This is a genomic window from Legionella taurinensis, from assembly GCF_900452865.1.
In the GTDB taxonomy this organism is placed as follows: Bacteria; Pseudomonadota; Gammaproteobacteria; order Legionellales; family Legionellaceae; genus Legionella_C; species Legionella_C taurinensis.
Genome location: NZ_UGOZ01000001.1, coordinates 2,945,001 through 2,961,362, shown reverse-complemented (window position 1 = coordinate 2,961,362; position 16,362 = coordinate 2,945,001). Strand labels below are relative to the sequence as shown.

Genomic DNA, 16,362 nt, shown 5'->3' with positions numbered 1-16,362 from the left:
GTGACAAAAAAGGGTTACCGCTGGCGTCAATTTTTCAAAAGGCAGGAACCATTCGCGATGGCATATCATATTCCCTTAATAAATAGGTTTTATACTCAGTGAATAATAGTTGGGCATTTGAGTCATCATGCGTACAAAAATAGAGAGCAATCTGATTGCTGAAGATAAAAAAAGGTTAAGCCAGTTCATTCTGGATTTATGTGGTTTTACTCTAGACAAAGCCGGCTGCAATCCCACAGCTTATGCGTTTCACCTGCACATCGCACTGCGGCGGCAAATGGTGCTTAAAGCGGACAAATGGAACAAATTATGCCAGGCTCTCCCTTTAGCATGGCATGATGAAGCCAGTGCCGGCACCCTGATTCTGCTCAAAGAATTTGCCCAAAGCATCGTCGATGAGGTTCAGCAGGCCAATCGTGATCCTTGGGGAGTGAAATTACTAAAGACCGGCTACTTAAGCGAACTTGATAAAGCCCGTAAAAACACCGAGACGGCGATAAGGACCCTGGCTAATGCCCCGGAGGACATGTCGGTTAGCTACATTCAGGGGGAACAATTCGCCGAAACCTTAAGCAGGGAGTATCTCGATGCCCTGCATGCACACCGTAATTATTTAGATACTCTGTTGACGCTGCCTTTTGTTCTGGAAAAATTCTGTGTTGGCGTAGCCAATAACAAGGGCATTAATTACGTTCCGCGTAAAAGTGCGGAAATGCTGACCCGGGTACTTGACGTGGTTAGTTTGTCGCTGGATGAGCACCAGTTGACGCAGGCATTGAAACTGGCTGTACAGATTGCCTTGCCGGAATTACCCATCGATGAACAATTAATTGATCAAATCAAAGACGAGCTTTTACCCTTCATCGTGCAGGTCATGCAGAATAATGAACGCCTTGTAAAGGCCAAGGGGAAAATTTTCCCTGTCGATGATCCGAAAAAAACCGCTGCCCGTCAGAAATTATTGTCTCATCTCGGCATTCATTTTGATTCCCTGCAGGATGTTATCCAAAATACCTTGCTGAATCCCGTTCATCAGTGCGAGCAATTGGCGAGCGGCCTTTGGGGCGCCGCGGAGGCGACAGGGAAAGCCATTGCCAATGACAATGTGATCGACCGAGCCGCCCAGATTGGCAAAATCTTCGCTAACCTTGAGCAGATGGCCGATGTCACCGCGCAGGTGGATGAAAGCCTGCTGCCGTCCTGGTTGCGAGAAACCAGCCGCTATTATCAGGAATTGCACCAGAAGGCGGATGGCATTCAGAATTTAATGCAGGCGGCTTATGAGGGATTCGGCGTATTTTACAACCGGTTGACCTACTTTATCCCGGAGTCCGTAAGACAGTATTTAACCAACCGGCAGGATGATTTTGCCGAAATTTTCCGTACCTTTGGCGCTAAGGCTGGTGGGGCGGAAGCCGTGCTGGTGTATCTCACTTTTTATGAACTGGCTGTCCGAAGCGATATTCAGGAACCCTTGATTGAGCGATTCTTTAACGCGTACATCCGCGATTTATACAAAGACACGCAAACCAAATTCCCTTACTCCGAGTTTAAAGCCTTCAGAAAAAGCCTTCATGAAAGCGATCTGGCCATTCCGTTACATCAACGCCTGAAGGATTTTGCCGACCAAAAAAGCGACAAACCGACGCCAACCTTACTGGGAAGCGAGGATTTCCGGGCTTTTGACGTGGTGTTAATGGTGCATCAGCTTAAGGAATTGCAGATTCAATTTAATGCGGCATTGCAGGCCAATGATATTAAAGCCTTATCAGAAACCCTGGCGGCCTTGAAACTGGCGATGGATGCGATAAACAGCAGCAAAGACAATCCCACCCTGAAGGCATACAGCCAACGCTTTCTGAAACCCGCCATTGAAGCCATGCTGCTTGATGCCATGGGAAATGAATTCATCCCCCTGCTGGAGCGTGTCATCGGCTACGATAAGCCGAGAGTGGACCCTATCAATAAGGCTGACACGAATCATCTGCCCTCGATTTACGCCAAGCTTAAGTCCAGACAGAGATTATCGACAAAGGATTACGAGTCCCTTAAATCAGTCTTTGCTGCCACGGCCGAATTTACTGCCTGTCAGGACTTGTTTACTGCGGCCTCTTCGCTGGAAAAATCATTTTGCAAATCATTTCCGGCCAGCGAGGCTATCCCTGAGCCTTGCCCGACACCGCATCAATCACGTGTTCGATTTATTACGGCCCAGGCGTTTCCAAACATTAAAATAACCCTGCAATACCTGCTGCAGGGACTCGATGCCCAGAAACAGGAATGCAACAGATTATTGGATTTATGTGATGCAGGAAGCGACTTGCATGCACTCTGTCTAAAGAAAATTGAATACATCGACAGCGTTAAAGCTAGCATTAATCAACTCAACGATGAGATTACCAACCACCCTGATACGCTGGCTCAGTCGCTGGATGGTTGGCTTAGCGGACAAAAAGTCGAAGACGGGATTAAGCATTTGTCCTTTACGTCCCTCAGTGGAAAACTGGTTCGCTTTGCCTGGACGGTCTGGCCGGCGAATGAACCTAAACCGGATGATAATTTTCTCCATAATCTCCTGACTTATTATTTTAAGGATTCGGATGCCAGTGAGATTTACCAGGCGCAAAAAACATTTTCCGATGAATTAAACGCCAGACCTATTCCTGAGTTAATGCCCCTACTGACAGACCCCTTAAGTGTCGACCATCTTATTCCGGCTAAAGAAGCGCAGATGGATCAGCTGTTAAATACCCTTCTTGGCATAAATGAGCAATCATTTCTGGCCTGGGGCAGCCAATTCCTTAAAACATCGGTACAAAAAATAGTGAGCAGCATTAACAGAGACACGTTAATGAGTTTGTTCCCGTATCCTTTCATGGGCATTATTGCCTATCAGATGATGCAGAGTGAGGAAATGCGGGAGCTGCTTGGACAGTTTCTTGCGGTAATGGCCACGGAATACGGGGATGTGATCGCTGACAAAACCCTGCAGGTGGCTAATGTTGCCAAAGAAAGACTCTACATGTTGTTGGGCGTGCAGTTGAAAAAGACCATGGAGAGTCGTGCCTACGCTTACGCAATCAGCGCCGATAAGAAAGCCGCCTCATCGGCTGACAGGGATGCCTTCGCTTATTACTACCTCCAGTACCAGGCCCTGAAACGGCAAAGCCCGAAGGCGAGTCCGGAATTCACCTCCACCTGCGTCGACTACCTGTTTAATGCCTTTCTTGGAGAAGAAAAGGACGCGGTGGAAAAAGAGAAGAAAAAAGACGCGATGGTGGGCGCGTTCACTGCGCTGGATCAGCGGTTACAGGATAATACCCAACTGGTTCGTAAGGAGCGTTCGGCTGTAGAGGAAACGCAAGATCAGCTTCTATTTTTAATTCAAAACCTGAATTTAAGCGATCCGGACAATGACAACATTATCCGCATAGCCTTAATCAACCGCTACCTGCTGATGGCACTGGAGGCATCTGAAAACCTCGATGCCGATCAAAAATACAAATTACAGCAACAGGCGATAGAAACCTTAGCCAACGTCCTTAAAAAAATGGAAACGGATGAGGCTTCTCATAAAAAAGAAGAAGAAAAAGCTGTTGCTCAATCATCCGCCAGACTGATGCAGCTGTTAAAACCCGCGAAAGAAAAAGCAGCCGCCGCACTTCAGCAGCGGGCTATTAAGCGGCTTAGCGATGCAAAAGCTGAAATTCAGAAAGAAATCAACCTTCGAGAGGAATTGAAAAAGGCGAAACCGCCGCGTCTCGGACGAAGCGTCGTGTCAGTGGAATACGACCTTGATAAAGGCAATAACCCCCGTCTGGCGGTAACCGTCCTGCGATGGCTTTACGAAGCGGTGAGTTTTACGTCTCTCTGGGTATCCATTATTGCACCGCTGATGACCCTCGGGGGCGCATCTGGCGCGTTGCAATCCTTTTTGGTGTTGCTTGGCGTCGGGGGCGCGGTAGGTGCGACGGCGTCGATCGCTGGGGGAGTGGTTCTTGGCGTTATTGCCCTGGTGCGCTTTAGCATCAAAATGGGTAAAGAGATTTTTTCACACCGCAAGGAATTCAATGACATCAGCAATCACCCTGATTATTCCAATGCTAAAAAAGCGGGATTAATCACAGTGGTTGTCTTGAAATGTTTAGGGTTGGCGTTACTTAAAACCCTGTTGACCGATTTTCTGGTGGCCAAAATTGCCAATGCGTTTGCCTTCGGGCCCATCGCGCGGTTGCGCAATGCCTTTCGGGTGTACCCCACTGAAGACCAGATCGAGGAGGAGTTGGCCGCACTGAATGACGTCGACAAGGCCATGAGTCAGGTCAACGCCCTGATTGCCCAACCCGAACAGGGCGACCTGCAAATGGCCCTGGAGAAACTGGATAAGGCAATCGGCGCTGCGGAAAAAGCGCTGACATTGTCCATCAATGATGCACGAAAAACGGACACCTATGAGCAGGAACTGGCAGAATACAAAGCCATGTTCGAGGAGATTAAAAAATTACAGCCGTCTTTTAATGTGATGCAAAAGATGACTGATGCCATGCAAAACCCTGACGAGCCTGTCCCTCTCGTTCCTGTCGAGCCTGTAAAAAAACAGGAGGCGAATCCTCTGCCAGCCGAGCAAAGCGCATGGATTGATCTGGATGCTTATTATGAAAAAACTCATCCCAAAACGCTGGAAACCGTGCAGGGTGTTGATGCTTCGGGGTATACGGCTACCTTAGTCAGCGGTTTCTTCCGTGTAATGGACTATGTCGGGCGGCTATTTAGCTGGCAAAAGCCGGAGCAAAACGTGGAGGAGCAGAACGTGTTAACCAACGAGGGTAAAAAATCCCTGGATGAGAGCAGCCATCTTGGTGAGTCCAGTTTTATCCTGCTTGACATTAAAACCGAAAAGCCCAAGGTGGTCGTGAGCGAGGAAGTGGATGCATTATTGACCAGTATTTCGGTGATCCCGGATGTGGTCAAAGCCGAACCGTTAGAGCCAAAATCGCCAACCACCGGCTGGTTTAATTTCTGGCGCAAACCCAAACCGGCTGCGCCTGAGGTTGGGCCAGAGGCGACGCTCAACAAAGTTCTCGATAGTTAATCAGGATTTCAATCGTATCATCTCGCCAATTTTGCTATTAACAGTATATACTTAGGTTTCATTTCGACTCTTTTTGGCTGTTAAAAGGAAGACCATTATGGCCGCTACGTTCTTGTTGATTGCCTACCTGGCATTTACCCTGATTGTCCTTTATCGGGCGATGAGTCCCATCATCTGGGAAGCCGGCAGTATTGTGTATCTGCTTATCGCGACGGTGTACCTGGATATGCATTGGTTACCAACGATCATTATCGCATTGGGTATTCTCGCGGCTGTGGCGGTTATCCGGGCCGAACCCTTGCGCCAGGCCCTCACTGATTTTTTTTATGCTCGCTCAGGAAAAGCCATCCCTAAACTGTCCAAAACCGAAGAAGAAGCGTTAAATGCCGGTGAAACCTGGTTGGAAAAAGACATTTTTACCGGTACGCCGGATTGGCAGAAACTCAGCGCGGTGTCCACGTCCTTAACCGACGAAGAGCAGCATTTTCTTGATAACGAAACCAAAACGCTGTGCGATATGCTGGATGAATGGGAAACTATTCAACACGGGGATTTACCGGAGAAAGTCTGGTCCTACTTAAAAAAGAATGGCTTTTTCGGCTTGGTCATCAGCAAGGAATTTGGCGGCAAGGGTTTTTCTGCTCGTGCCCATTCTGACATCGTCATGAAGATTGCCAGCCGCTCCGGTGTTGCCGCGGTGACCGTGATGGTCCCCAACTCGCTTGGCCCGGGCGAGTTGTTGCATTACTACGGTACGGATGAGCAGAAGCAGCAGTACCTGCCTAATCTCGCTCGAGGCGTCGACATTCCCTGCTTTGCCCTGACTGAACCGGGCGCCGGGAGCGATGCGACTTCCATCCAGTCTGAGGCGATTGTGATGAAGAAAAAGGTGGGCAACAAAACGGAATTGTATTTAAAAATTGATTTGAACAAACGCTGGATTACCCTCGCACCCGTCGCCACGCTCATCGGCCTCGCGGTTAACCTCAAAGACCCGGATGGCTTGTTACAGGGTGAAGGCGAAGAAGGGATCACCTGCCTGTTGATTCCGCGCGATACCGAAAATCTGGAAATCGGCAATCGCCATTTGCCCGCCGATCAACCCTTTATGAACGGCACTATCCGTGGCAAAAACATTGTGGTCCCCATCACCACCATCATCGGCGGCCAAAAAAATGCTGGGCGCGGCTGGCAAATGCTGGTGGAGTGCCTGTCCATCGGCCGCTCGATTTCGCTGCCCGCACTGGGTGCCGCATCGTCCACCATCGCCTATCTGGCTACCGGTGCCTTTGCTCACATTCGCCGTCAATTCAATGTCGACATCGGCCAGTTTGAGGGGATTCAGGAAAAGCTGGCGGAAGTGGCTGGTTTGAATTACCTCATCAACGCCACGCGCCTGCTGACGGTGGCAGCGGTCAATCAACATAAAAAGCCTTCTGTGGCTTCGGCGATTACCAAATACTTCAATACCGAGCTTGCCCGAATTGTCATTAATGATGCCATGGATATCCATGCCGGGCGTGCGGTAGTGGTGGGTCCACGCAATTACATGACCAGCTTTTATTTAGGCATTCCTGTGTCGGTGACGGTGGAAGGTGCCAATATCATGTCCCGCAATCTGTTGATCTTTGGTCAGGGTTCGATGGCCTGTCACCCCTATGTCCGCGATGAATTTTATGCCATTTCACGCGAAGACAAACCGGCCTTTCATACCCTGCTGTGGAAACACATCCATTATTTCATGCAAAATTTTGCCAAGACCATTTGTTCTGGCTGGACTGGCGGCCTGTTTATCAGTGCCCCCAACAACGGCATGAAAAGAGCTTATCAACGCCTGGCGCGTTTAAGTCATGCATACGCTTGGTTGGCCGATTTATCCCTGATTTATCTTGGTGGGGATTTAAAACGCCGCGAGCGCCTGTCGGCGCGTCTGGCAGATGGTCTTTCTTATCTCTACATGGCCATGGGCGTTCTTCTCACTTACGAGCAGAACGAAGAACATGCGGATGAGAAACTGCATGCGCAATGGGCGGTGGATTACTGCTTTTATCACGCCCAACGGGCAATGATTGCCTTTTGTGCCAATTTCCCTTCCCGTACGCTGGGTGTGATCATGCGGCTGCTGGCTTTCCCCTTGGGACAAACCATGCGCTACCCCAGCGACAAGGCCGACCATCAATTGGCCAAACGGATGATGACCAATAACCATTACCGCGATCGCATTAAGAAACGCATCTACCTCTCAGGCGATCGGCGACAACCCGTGGATAAAATGGAAGAGACGCTGCAGATGGTATTGAAAAGCGCTGATCTGTATAAAAAAGTCAGTGATCTTCGCCGCTTAAAATTCGATGACATGAAAGTAAAGCTGGCGGAAAAAGTCAGCCAGGGGCAATTGACGCAACAGGAAATGGATGACTTGATCGCGGTTGAAAAGGCGCGATGGGATGCGATGCAGGTGGATGAATTCACGTTCGAATCCATGAAAAACAAAACATTCACGTCGGTGGCGGATAATTTACCCAACCCGGTCGATTAAACTTTACGTTCTTTTAACCATTTCTTTGAAATAATCGGTACTGCTTTGCCAGTACCGATTGCTATAATTGATTAATAATTAACAAAAATGCTGAACGTCCTTCCCAGCATTTGCATTGATAAAGATAGCGAGAGGTAAGAATGCCTAAAGTAACACCATTACCCGACAAGGATGCCCTCTTAGCCTGCTTTAAATTCCCTGAGGCAGCCGATTATTTTCTGGAGCAATTTGAAAATATCCTGAAAGAAGCTGGCGGCGATGTTTATAAAAAGTCAGAACCCATTCTCAATAAAATCAGGGATTTTGTTAAAAATACCCATTACCAGCGTGATGCCCGTGGCTTTCCCTGGGATGGCGACACGCAGATGCGCACCGATTTTCAAAACCTGCAGCATCATCTGGCCGAGGCCGCTGTCCGAACCATTACGGCCATCATCAAAGGCATTGTCAAAATGGATGTTGCGGTCGGCAGGGCGGCGCAGTTGCTTCGCGGGTACAGTGAAGAAGGCGTGGCTTTGAAAGGCGTGCCGGTAGAGTCTCTCGATAAATTGTTTAATGCCTGGCTGGCAGAAAATAATTATTTAAGCAAAGGCAGCGTTATCTATCAAACCAATGAACACGGTGATATTGTCAAAGACAAGGAGGGTAACCCCTTAAGGGCCGATGCTGAAAAAATCATGCAATTGATGGGGGATGAGAAAAAAGGATTTGGCCGGTTTCTTCAAGACCGGGGCCTGGAAGTCGTTGTGCAGCAGCATCAGTACCCCGAGCAAGCTCAGGCGCCCGATAAGCAGCGCGGAGCCCAGGATACCGCCAAAAAAGGAAAAGCGGTTCCTGCTCCGCAGGAAACCCGTCCGGAAGTGCCTTCCACGGCCGAATCCCCGACAAGCGGCGGGCGCATGGGCGGTTAATCATCTGTCCATGGGCCCCATTAATCGGGACAAGTCAGGTTAGTCACAGGCCAGGGTATTGGCCTGGTTAAGCCTGTCGGTCGAGCCGATATCCAGCCACACACCCTCGAACAATTCCCCTGTAGCCTGCTGGTTTCGCACCAGGGCACGCATCAGCGGCACTACCGAATAGCGTCCTGGCAGGCAATGCTTAAGCGCTTGAGGATGATAGCAGGCAATCCCCGGATAGGTGTAAACCCGATCGTTGGTTAACCGGCCTTCGGTTGTCAAACCAAAGTCCCCTGCCCGGTTATGGGCCGGATTGGGGACCAACACAAGGTGCAGCAGTGAATCCTGAGGCAAGGCAAGACGGGTGAAATCATAATGGGTTATGATGTCGGCATTGACCGTGAGGAAGGGGGCATCGCCCAACAGCTGAAGCGCATTCTGAATGCCGCCGCCGGTTTCAAGCCCCCCCGGGGGTTCTGGGGAGTAATGGATAGTCACTCCAAAACGTCGGCCATCGCCGAGATGATGGCGAATCTGCCCACCCAGGTAGGCATGGTTGATAATGATTTTTTCAAATCCCGCCCGCGCAAGATTCACCACATGGCGTTCAATGAGCGGTATGCCCTGGACGCGGCACATGGCTTTAGGGGTATAAAGTGTCACTGGCTTTAAACGTTCACCGCGCCCAGCGGCTAAAATCATCGCTGTTTTCATGGTAATTGAATCCTGCGTTGCATGAATTGGTAAAAGGGCTGCAATTCTTCACAGGACTCCAGGAAGGCCAGGGTATAATGCAAGGTCAGTGGCAAGTCGTTTAAGTAGCCTGGCTTGTGGTCACGGATAAACAGGCGCGAAAAGACACCCAGGACTTTTAGATGCCGCTGCAGACCGCACAATTCGAAAGCGCGGAAAAAATCCTGAAATGGCAATTGTTGGGCAATGGCGGATTGGGCGTGGAAGCAGTGGACCCAATCACGGACCTGCTCGCAGGGCCACTGGATGTAGCAATCCTTAAGCAGCGACACCAAATCATAGGTTAACGGGCCCTTCATGGCATCCTGAAAATCAATAATGCCCAATTCCCCCGATTCAAGGATCATGATGTTACGGGAGTGATAATCCCGGTGGATAAAGACCTGAGGCAGACGGCTGATTTCAGTCGTTAACCAGTCAAAGGATTGTTCCAGCATGGTCTGTTCAGCCGAAGTCAGTTTAACTTTCAAATAGCCGTCGAGAAACCAAGTGGAGAACAACTCTAATTCCTGCCGCATGAAGGACCGGTCAAAGGAGGGGAGCGAACAGTCATGCGTTGCTGTTGCGCATTGCTGCATGATGACTAAACTGGCAAGCGCCTGACGGTAAAGCGAGTCGGCACGATCGGGCGTCAATTGCGAAAGCAGCAGCGTGTCGCCAAAATCGTCGAGTAGGGCAAATCCCTGGGCTTCATCGCAGGCATACACCGTGGGTGTCTTGACTCCGGCCTGTCGTAATAACTCGCCAACCAGCAAAAACGGCCGCATGGTTTCCTTATCCGGCGGCGCATCCATGACGATGCGGCTGATGCCGTTATAACGGAGGCGATAGTAGCGTCTGAAGCTTGCATCCCCGGTTAAAGGCACTAACTCATGGTGTTGCCGGGGAAGCACGTTCTGAAGCCATTTGCTCAGTGCGCTTTGACGATGTTGCATGTTATACTCCAAACCCATTGCCTGCCTGAAATATCAGGGGCGTTTAAATGACTGTGCACAATGTGCACCAGGATCATAAGGTATTTTGGTGACGGTGAACATTAGATATTATCGATTAATGCGGCGCGGTTTAAAGCCGGTTGCAGCGGCGGGTTTCGTCCTGATAACGCTTGGGATTCTGCTTTACCAGGATGTTTCCAGTGCGGCCGAAACCTGGCTTGAACCGGTGCAGGCCTGCATCATTCCACGCGAGGCGGTGCTTAACCCCATGCTTCGAGCCAGGATTGCCCAATGTTTGGGTTGGGAAGACAGTTCGGCGCTGCCGATGTGCCGAGGTGCTTACCGCCCGGTGGATGTTGAACCGTTGGCAGAAGACGATGAAATCCGCATACAGGCGGATGAAGTGTCCTTTTACAATCAGGGCCGCTCAACACTGAAAGGCAATGTCGAGGTTCATCAAACCGGCCGTATGGTTAATGCCGAGACCGCTTATGTGTACCGTGACGCCAAAACCAATCAGGTTAACCGTATTGAATTGTTGGGTCGGGTAAATTACCTCGAGCCCGGACGCCTGATGATTGCCAGGAAAGTGAACATCAATCCATCGGATCGTTCCGGACAGGCAGAGGACGTGTTATACCGCTTTAATTCGCCTCGCCCAAGCGCGTCCTTACCGGCCTGGGGGCGGGCCAGCTTTATTGAGCGCTTTGCCAACAAGGATTATTTTTTAAAAAAGGCAACGTACACCACCTGCGCCCCGCAGGACAAAGCCTGGCAGATTGAAGCCGATTCCATTGCCCTGGATGATGCCACCGCCACCGGTGTTGCCCGTCACGCCCGTTTGCGCGTCAGAGATGTCCCTGTTTTTTATACGCCTTATTTAAGTTTCCCGACCTCCAAAGACAGAAAGTCAGGGTTTCTGCTGCCTACGCTGGGTTCATCCAACATTGGCGGGTTTAATTTTGCCCTGCCGTATTACTGGAATATGGCGCCTAATTATGACGCCACGATAACCCCTGAGATTTACACACGCCGCGGTGTGATGCTGGGGGGCCAATTCCGTTACCTGACCGAAAACTCAACAGGTATTTTTAACGGACGCTTTCTACCCCAGGATCGTGCGTTTAAGCAGTTTCTACGCGATAACGAACTGGAATTTCCGGCATTGCGTAATGAATCCAGTAATCGCTGGTCTATCCAATACAATGACATCACCCGACTGGCTCCAAACCTGCACCTGCGGGTTAATTACCAGCAGGTGTCGGATGATTATTTTCTACAGGATTTCAGCAGCAATCTGTCGGTGCTGACTGAAAGGCAGTTGTTACGTCAGGGGGATTTAATCTATACCACGGATCACTGGCTGTTCCGTTCAACCCTGCAAAGTTACCAGACCCTGCAGCCGGTCAACCAGACCCCCGTCAGCGACATTTATGAGCGCCTGCCGCAATTGGTGGCTTTAGGCAGCTACAACGACTTGCCTTTTAATGGCAATTTGATTTTGCATAATCAGTTTGATCAATTCCACTGGCCTGATAACAGTTTCACTGAACAACCGGAAGGGCCGCGTTATCATTTCAATCCGGTGCTTTCCCTGCCGCAAATGAAGCCATGGGGGTATTTCACGCCAACGGTTGAGTTGGTGCAGAATTATTACAATATCCGGGGTAACGGGGTGATGCCGGATTCTGAATTCAGCCCCACCATTCCCCGGTTGAGTGCCGACGGGGGCCTATATTTTGACCGACCCCTGAGGATAATGAATCGCTCATTTACTCAAACGCTGGAGCCCAGACTTTATTATCTGTATACCCCCTTTGTGGATCAGTCCGAGATACCGGTTTTTGATTCCGCCTACATGATTTTTAACACGGATCAGGTCTATCGTGCGAATCGTTTTTCCGGCTACGATCGCATCAGCGATGCCAATCAATTGGCCTACGGTGTGACTTCACGATGGATTTCGGATGAGTCTGGGGTTGAAAAAGCCCAGGTGACTGTGGGGCAAATCCGTTACTTTGAAGACAGGCGCGTCCAGCTTTGCCGCAATCATCCCGGCAATCCGGATTGCATCGATCCCCCGACCTTGCTGGGCTATTTATCACCACTGGCTGATTTTTCCCCTGTGGCCACGAGAGCCATGTACCGTTTTAATCCCGTGTGGACCGTAACCAGCGACTACGTGTGGGATCCTTATACCCGAAGTACCGATAACAGCAATGTCTATTTCCACTACCAGCCTGAGGCTAACCGCATTATTAATCTTGGGTATACCTACCTGGTTAATGGCGACATCACTCAGGTGGCCCGCAGTACGGTTAAACCGCAGAAAAATCCACTGCATCAGGCCACAATATCCTATGCCTGGCCATTCAATGATCGATGGAGCACCCTGGGCGCATTCAGTTACAACATCAGCAAGCGGTATGAAATGCTGTCCTTTCTGGGCGTGCAGTACGATAATTGTTGTTGGGCAGTGCGGCTGGTCGGGGGACGTTCTTTCCAGAGCCTGAATAATACCCTTGAGCCTCAATACAACAACCATGTTTATTTACAGTTTCTGTTAAAAGGCTTAGGCTCATTGGGATACAGCGATCCCATCGGCATGATTCGTACATATTTGCCGAGCTATGTGGATACTTTTCATCAATGAAGGCATAATGCCGTTTAATTAATCAAAGCTTGTTTTTTGGTTATAAATAAACCAAAATGGCGGCAAAAAAACAATTTAGAGGAAAATTGGATGTTAAAGCGGATTGTCTCTTTGGCCCTGATACTGCCAACCCTTGCCTTAGCTCAGCCTTTAGACAGCGTGGTGGCTATTGTCAATGACGGCGTCATTACCTCAAGCGAACTCAATACTCAGGTGGACGCGCTGCGTCAGCAGATGCAAGCCAGAAAAATGCAGATGCCTCCTGAAAAAACCTTACGTAAACAAGTATTGCAACACTTGATTGATGTGGATTTGCAATTGCAGCTGGCTAAGCAGAACGACATGACGGTCGACAGCACGGAGCTGAATGAGGCCATCAACAAGATTGCTGCCAATAACCACCTGACGCTCACGGAATTGCGTGAAGAATTGACCCGTCAGGGGATCAGTTGGCAGAGCTACCGCGAAAACATTCGCAAGGAAATTTTAATCAGCCGCGTGCAGCAGAAAGCCGTGGGCAAGGACGTGTCGGCCATCAGCAATGAGCAGGTTGAAGATTACCTTAAAACGGCGCAATTTCAGGATAAAACCCAATTTACCTATCACTTGCAGAACATTGTCATCCCGTTGCCGGAAGAGCCGACGACCGAACAATTAAACAAAGCCCGCCAAAAAGCGCAGGAATTGTTGGCCAAAATCAAAAAAGGCGAAGACTTCAACCGGTTGGCGATTGCCGAATCAAGCGGAGAGTTTGCTTTGGAAGGCGGCGATCTGGGTATGCGTCATCTGGCGGAATTACCCGAAGTGTTTGCCAAACAGGTGGTGAACATGAAAACCGGCCAGATTGCCGGTCCCATCCGAACAGGGAACGGTTTCCAGCTGATCAGGCTGATTGCTATTGGCGGGGCAGAGCAGAAGCATGAAGTCGTAAAGACCCATGTACGCCATATCCTGCTGAAACAAGATGCCAGCATGACAGCGGCAGAAGCGGAAAAACAGGCGAACAATTTATACCAGCAATTGAAATCGGGTAAAGATTTTGCCCACATGGCCAAGCAGTATTCGCTGGATGCGGCAAGTGCAGTAAAAGGCGGCGATTTGGGTTGGGTGAACTCCGGGGAACTGGTAATGGAGTTTGAAAAAGCCATGGATGCCCTGCCCATTAACGCGATCAGCAAGCCGGTTAAATCGGGCTTTGGCTGGCATATCATTCAGGTTCTTGGGCGTAAAAAGGTCGATGACACCGAAACATTCAAAAGACAACAGGTCCGCGCCTTCCTGCAGCAGCGTAAATTTACCGAGGCGGTGCAAAACTGGCAGCAGCATTTAAGAGCGGATGCTTATGTTAAAATTTTGGATAAGGATTTAGCATGAAGCCACTGCTGGTCAGCAGCGGTGAACCGGCTGGCATAGGACCTGATTTGTGCCTTTCGCTGGCCGGACTTGACTTACCTCTTGTGGTCATTGGTGACAAACAGCTTTTAATGCAGCGCGCCAAGGCGCTTGGTTTCGAGGTTGAAATCCAGGATTACAAGCCTCAAAGCCCTCTCAGTGCCCAACCCGGGCAACTCACGGTGTTATCCTTACCCTGTCCTGCTCCCGTAGTAGCGGGTCAGCTTGATGTTCGCAATGCCCCTTACGTGTTGGATCTGTTGACGAAGAGTGCCAACGCTTGTCTTGCAGGTGAATTTTCGGCGCTGGTGACAGCACCGGTTCACAAGGCCATTATTAATAAGGCCGGTATTGCCTTTACTGGCCACACCGATTTTTTTGCTGATTATTGCGGCGTCAACCAGGTTGTTATGATGCTGGCTTGTGACGCCATGAAGGTTGCTCTGGTGACCACCCATCTGCCGTTAAGTGAGGTGCCGCAGGCAATAACCCAGGATTTGATCATTGGCGTGGCCAGACAGGTTCATCAGTCCCTGCAAAGGGATTTTGGTATCCGGGAACCGCGGATTGCTGTTGCCGGACTAAATCCTCACGCTGGCGAGGGTGGGTATCTGGGGCGAGAGGAGATTGATGTTATCGAACCTGCGCTGACTTCATTACGCCAACAGGGGATTGACGTGAGCGGGCCTTACCCGGCGGATACCCTGTTTGCAACACAAAAGGCTACCCAATGCGATGTGTACCTGACCATGTACCATGATCAGGGATTGCCCGTGCTTAAGTATGCTGGTTTTAATCATGCCGTGAATATTACCCTGGGTTTGCCCTTCATTCGTACATCGGTGGATCACGGCACGGCGTTGGAATTGGCAGGAACAGGACACGCCGACACAGGAAGCCTGTTCGCCGCAGTGCGTACCGCGTTGACCATGGTTCAAGCCAGGGGCCACTCATGACCCTTATTAGCCTCATTGCCGCGATAGACGAAAATCGCGGCCTGGGTAAAAACAACCAGCTGCTCTGCCATCTTCCCGCTGACTTGGCTCATTTTAAAAAAATCACCATGGGCAAACCGATTATCATGGGCAGGAAAACGTTTGTCTCAATTGGCCGGCCATTGCCGGGCCGTTTGAATATCGTTCTCAGTCGGACTGAGTCCATGATTCCTGGCGTGGTTACGGTTTCATCCTTGCCCGAGGCTCTTGAACAGGTTTCGGAGTTTCCTGAAGCCATGATTATTGGAGGGGCGGAGCTCTTTGAACAGGCCTTGCCGTTGGCTTCCCGCCTTTATCTGACGGTCATCCATCACCTTTTTGATGCGGATGTCTTTTTTCCGTTATGGAATGCGAACGAGTGGTCCTGTCTGGAGACGCTGTCCAGACAGGCGGATGAGAAGAATCCCTATGATGTTACATTCTATTCTTATGAACGCCGTTAATCGCACTGGATCCTGTTAAAATTATCCATTCTGCAATTTCTGCCGCAGCGAATCTCGTTAAAGGAATTGATGACGCAATTTTCAGAGCGCTTCCTGGCACAGGCAACTTTCAACGGTGACTGCACGCACCCATACCCACAGGCAATGCGCCCGAAGTTATCACTGACACATTGTTGATCCATCGAGGTGGCGCAGGCGACATTATTCGTGGATTTAATGCAGTTAAAACCACAGGCTTTATTACCGAAAGGCCCGGTAATGCACTGTTGTTGCTGTGCATTTTGACTGGCGTGCTGGTGAAAATTGGCCTGTCCGCTATCCGAGCCCAGAATCCGGTAATTGTCAGTAATGATTTCGTGTCCCGCATAAGAAATATTGCAGTGGTTGTAGCCAGGCCAGGTTTTGCCGGGTTGTTTACTGCCTTTAAAATAAGCCTGACATAAAAACAAAGGATTGCCGTTGGTGTCGCGGCCAATGGCAAGCGGCTGGCCGCCTGCATTCTGCCAGAACACATTGCCAAAGGCATTGGCTGGCGGAACCTGGTAATCATTAACGATGTATTCCTTACCACCATACGGCACATTGCAGCGACCGTACCCTGCCCAGGTTTTTCCCGGTTGCGTACTGTTAAACAGGCGTCCCAGGCAGAGAAACAGCGGTT

Annotated in this window: 10 protein-coding genes (1 of these 10 cut by a window edge); 7 read left to right on the top strand and 3 right to left on the bottom strand. The window is 50.0% G+C overall.

The window, feature by feature from the left end:
- The first annotated feature begins 127 nt into the window (after positions 1 to 127).
- From DYE45_RS13600 to DYE45_RS13590, 3 genes are all read left to right on the top strand, one after another.
- A complete protein-coding gene (locus DYE45_RS13600; RefSeq protein WP_115301002.1) occupies positions 128 to 5,092 on the top strand; it encodes an AAA family ATPase in 4,965 nt (1,654 codons plus the stop codon).
- 97 nt (positions 5,093 to 5,189) lie between these two features.
- Complete coding sequence (locus tag DYE45_RS13595; RefSeq protein ID WP_108290776.1) at positions 5,190 to 7,631, top strand: acyl-CoA dehydrogenase; 2,442 nt, start codon at positions 5,190 to 5,192, stop codon at positions 7,629 to 7,631.
- 140 nt (positions 7,632 to 7,771) lie between these two features.
- On the top strand, positions 7,772 to 8,542 hold the full coding sequence (locus tag DYE45_RS13590) for a hypothetical protein (RefSeq protein ID WP_108290774.1): 771 nt from the start codon (positions 7,772 to 7,774) through the stop codon (positions 8,540 to 8,542).
- A 39-nt stretch (positions 8,543 to 8,581) separates the two neighbouring features.
- Here DYE45_RS13590 and murU read toward each other — a convergent pair whose 3' ends face one another.
- Together murU and DYE45_RS13580 are read right to left on the bottom strand one after the other, a co-directional pair.
- Complete coding sequence (gene murU / locus DYE45_RS13585) at positions 8,582 to 9,244, bottom strand: N-acetylmuramate alpha-1-phosphate uridylyltransferase MurU (RefSeq protein ID WP_108290772.1); 663 nt, start codon at positions 9,242 to 9,244, stop codon at positions 8,582 to 8,584.
- Positions 9,241 to 10,218, bottom strand: coding sequence for an aminoglycoside phosphotransferase family protein (locus DYE45_RS13580; RefSeq protein ID WP_108291360.1), 978 nt, complete (start codon positions 10,216 to 10,218; stop codon positions 9,241 to 9,243). Before DYE45_RS13580 ends, murU begins: the two co-directional genes overlap by 4 nt.
- A gap of 118 nt (positions 10,219 to 10,336) precedes the next feature.
- Here DYE45_RS13580 and DYE45_RS13575 point away from each other — a divergent pair, with 118 nt between their 5' ends.
- The 4 genes from DYE45_RS13575 (at position 10,337) to DYE45_RS13560 (ending at position 15,701) form a co-directional block, all read left to right on the top strand.
- A complete protein-coding gene (locus tag DYE45_RS13575) occupies positions 10,337 to 12,871 on the top strand; it encodes an LPS-assembly protein LptD (protein ID WP_115301084.1) in 2,535 nt (844 codons plus the stop codon).
- Between the two features lie 90 nt (positions 12,872 to 12,961).
- A complete protein-coding gene (locus DYE45_RS13570; protein ID WP_108290768.1) occupies positions 12,962 to 14,245 on the top strand; it encodes a peptidylprolyl isomerase in 1,284 nt (427 codons plus the stop codon).
- A complete protein-coding gene (pdxA, locus tag DYE45_RS13565) occupies positions 14,242 to 15,219 on the top strand; it encodes a 4-hydroxythreonine-4-phosphate dehydrogenase PdxA (RefSeq protein ID WP_115301001.1) in 978 nt (325 codons plus the stop codon). The genes DYE45_RS13570 and pdxA overlap by 4 nt, the downstream gene beginning before the upstream one ends.
- Positions 15,216 to 15,701, top strand: a complete 486-nt coding sequence (locus tag DYE45_RS13560; RefSeq protein ID WP_108290764.1) for a dihydrofolate reductase — start codon at positions 15,216 to 15,218, stop codon at positions 15,699 to 15,701. Before pdxA ends, DYE45_RS13560 begins: the two co-directional genes overlap by 4 nt.
- Here DYE45_RS13560 and DYE45_RS13555 read toward each other — a convergent pair.
- Positions 15,698 to 16,362, bottom strand: the 3' portion of a protein-coding gene (locus tag DYE45_RS13555; RefSeq protein WP_108290762.1) for a DUF3421 domain-containing protein. Its footprint extends 145 nt past the window's final position; 665 of the gene's 810 nt are visible here — the last part of the coding sequence; its start codon lies beyond the right edge, outside the window — the gene reads right to left on this strand; its stop codon occupies positions 15,698 to 15,700. The genes DYE45_RS13560 and DYE45_RS13555 overlap by 4 nt on opposite strands.

What these genes read in the sequence shown, in the direction of transcription:
- DYE45_RS13575 (WP_115301084.1), top strand. Translation starts at nt 10,337, where the DNA reads ATGCGGCGCGGTTTAAAGCCGGTTGCAGCGGCGGGTTTCGTCCTGATA.
- DYE45_RS13560 (WP_108290764.1), top strand. Translation starts at nt 15,216, where the DNA reads ATGACCCTTATTAGCCTCATTGCCGCGATAGACGAAAATCGCGGCCTG.
- DYE45_RS13600 (WP_115301002.1), top strand. Translation starts at nt 128, where the DNA reads ATGCGTACAAAAATAGAGAGCAATCTGATTGCTGAAGATAAAAAAAGG.
- DYE45_RS13570 (WP_108290768.1), top strand. Translation starts at nt 12,962, where the DNA reads ATGTTAAAGCGGATTGTCTCTTTGGCCCTGATACTGCCAACCCTTGCC.
- pdxA (WP_115301001.1), top strand. Translation starts at nt 14,242, where the DNA reads ATGAAGCCACTGCTGGTCAGCAGCGGTGAACCGGCTGGCATAGGACCT.
- DYE45_RS13580 (WP_108291360.1), bottom strand. Translation starts at nt 10,218, where the DNA reads ATGCAACATCGTCAAAGCGCACTGAGCAAATGGCTTCAGAACGTGCTT.
- DYE45_RS13595 (WP_108290776.1), top strand. Translation starts at nt 5,190, where the DNA reads ATGGCCGCTACGTTCTTGTTGATTGCCTACCTGGCATTTACCCTGATT.
- DYE45_RS13590 (WP_108290774.1), top strand. Translation starts at nt 7,772, where the DNA reads ATGCCTAAAGTAACACCATTACCCGACAAGGATGCCCTCTTAGCCTGC.
- murU (WP_108290772.1), bottom strand. Translation starts at nt 9,244, where the DNA reads ATGAAAACAGCGATGATTTTAGCCGCTGGGCGCGGTGAACGTTTAAAG.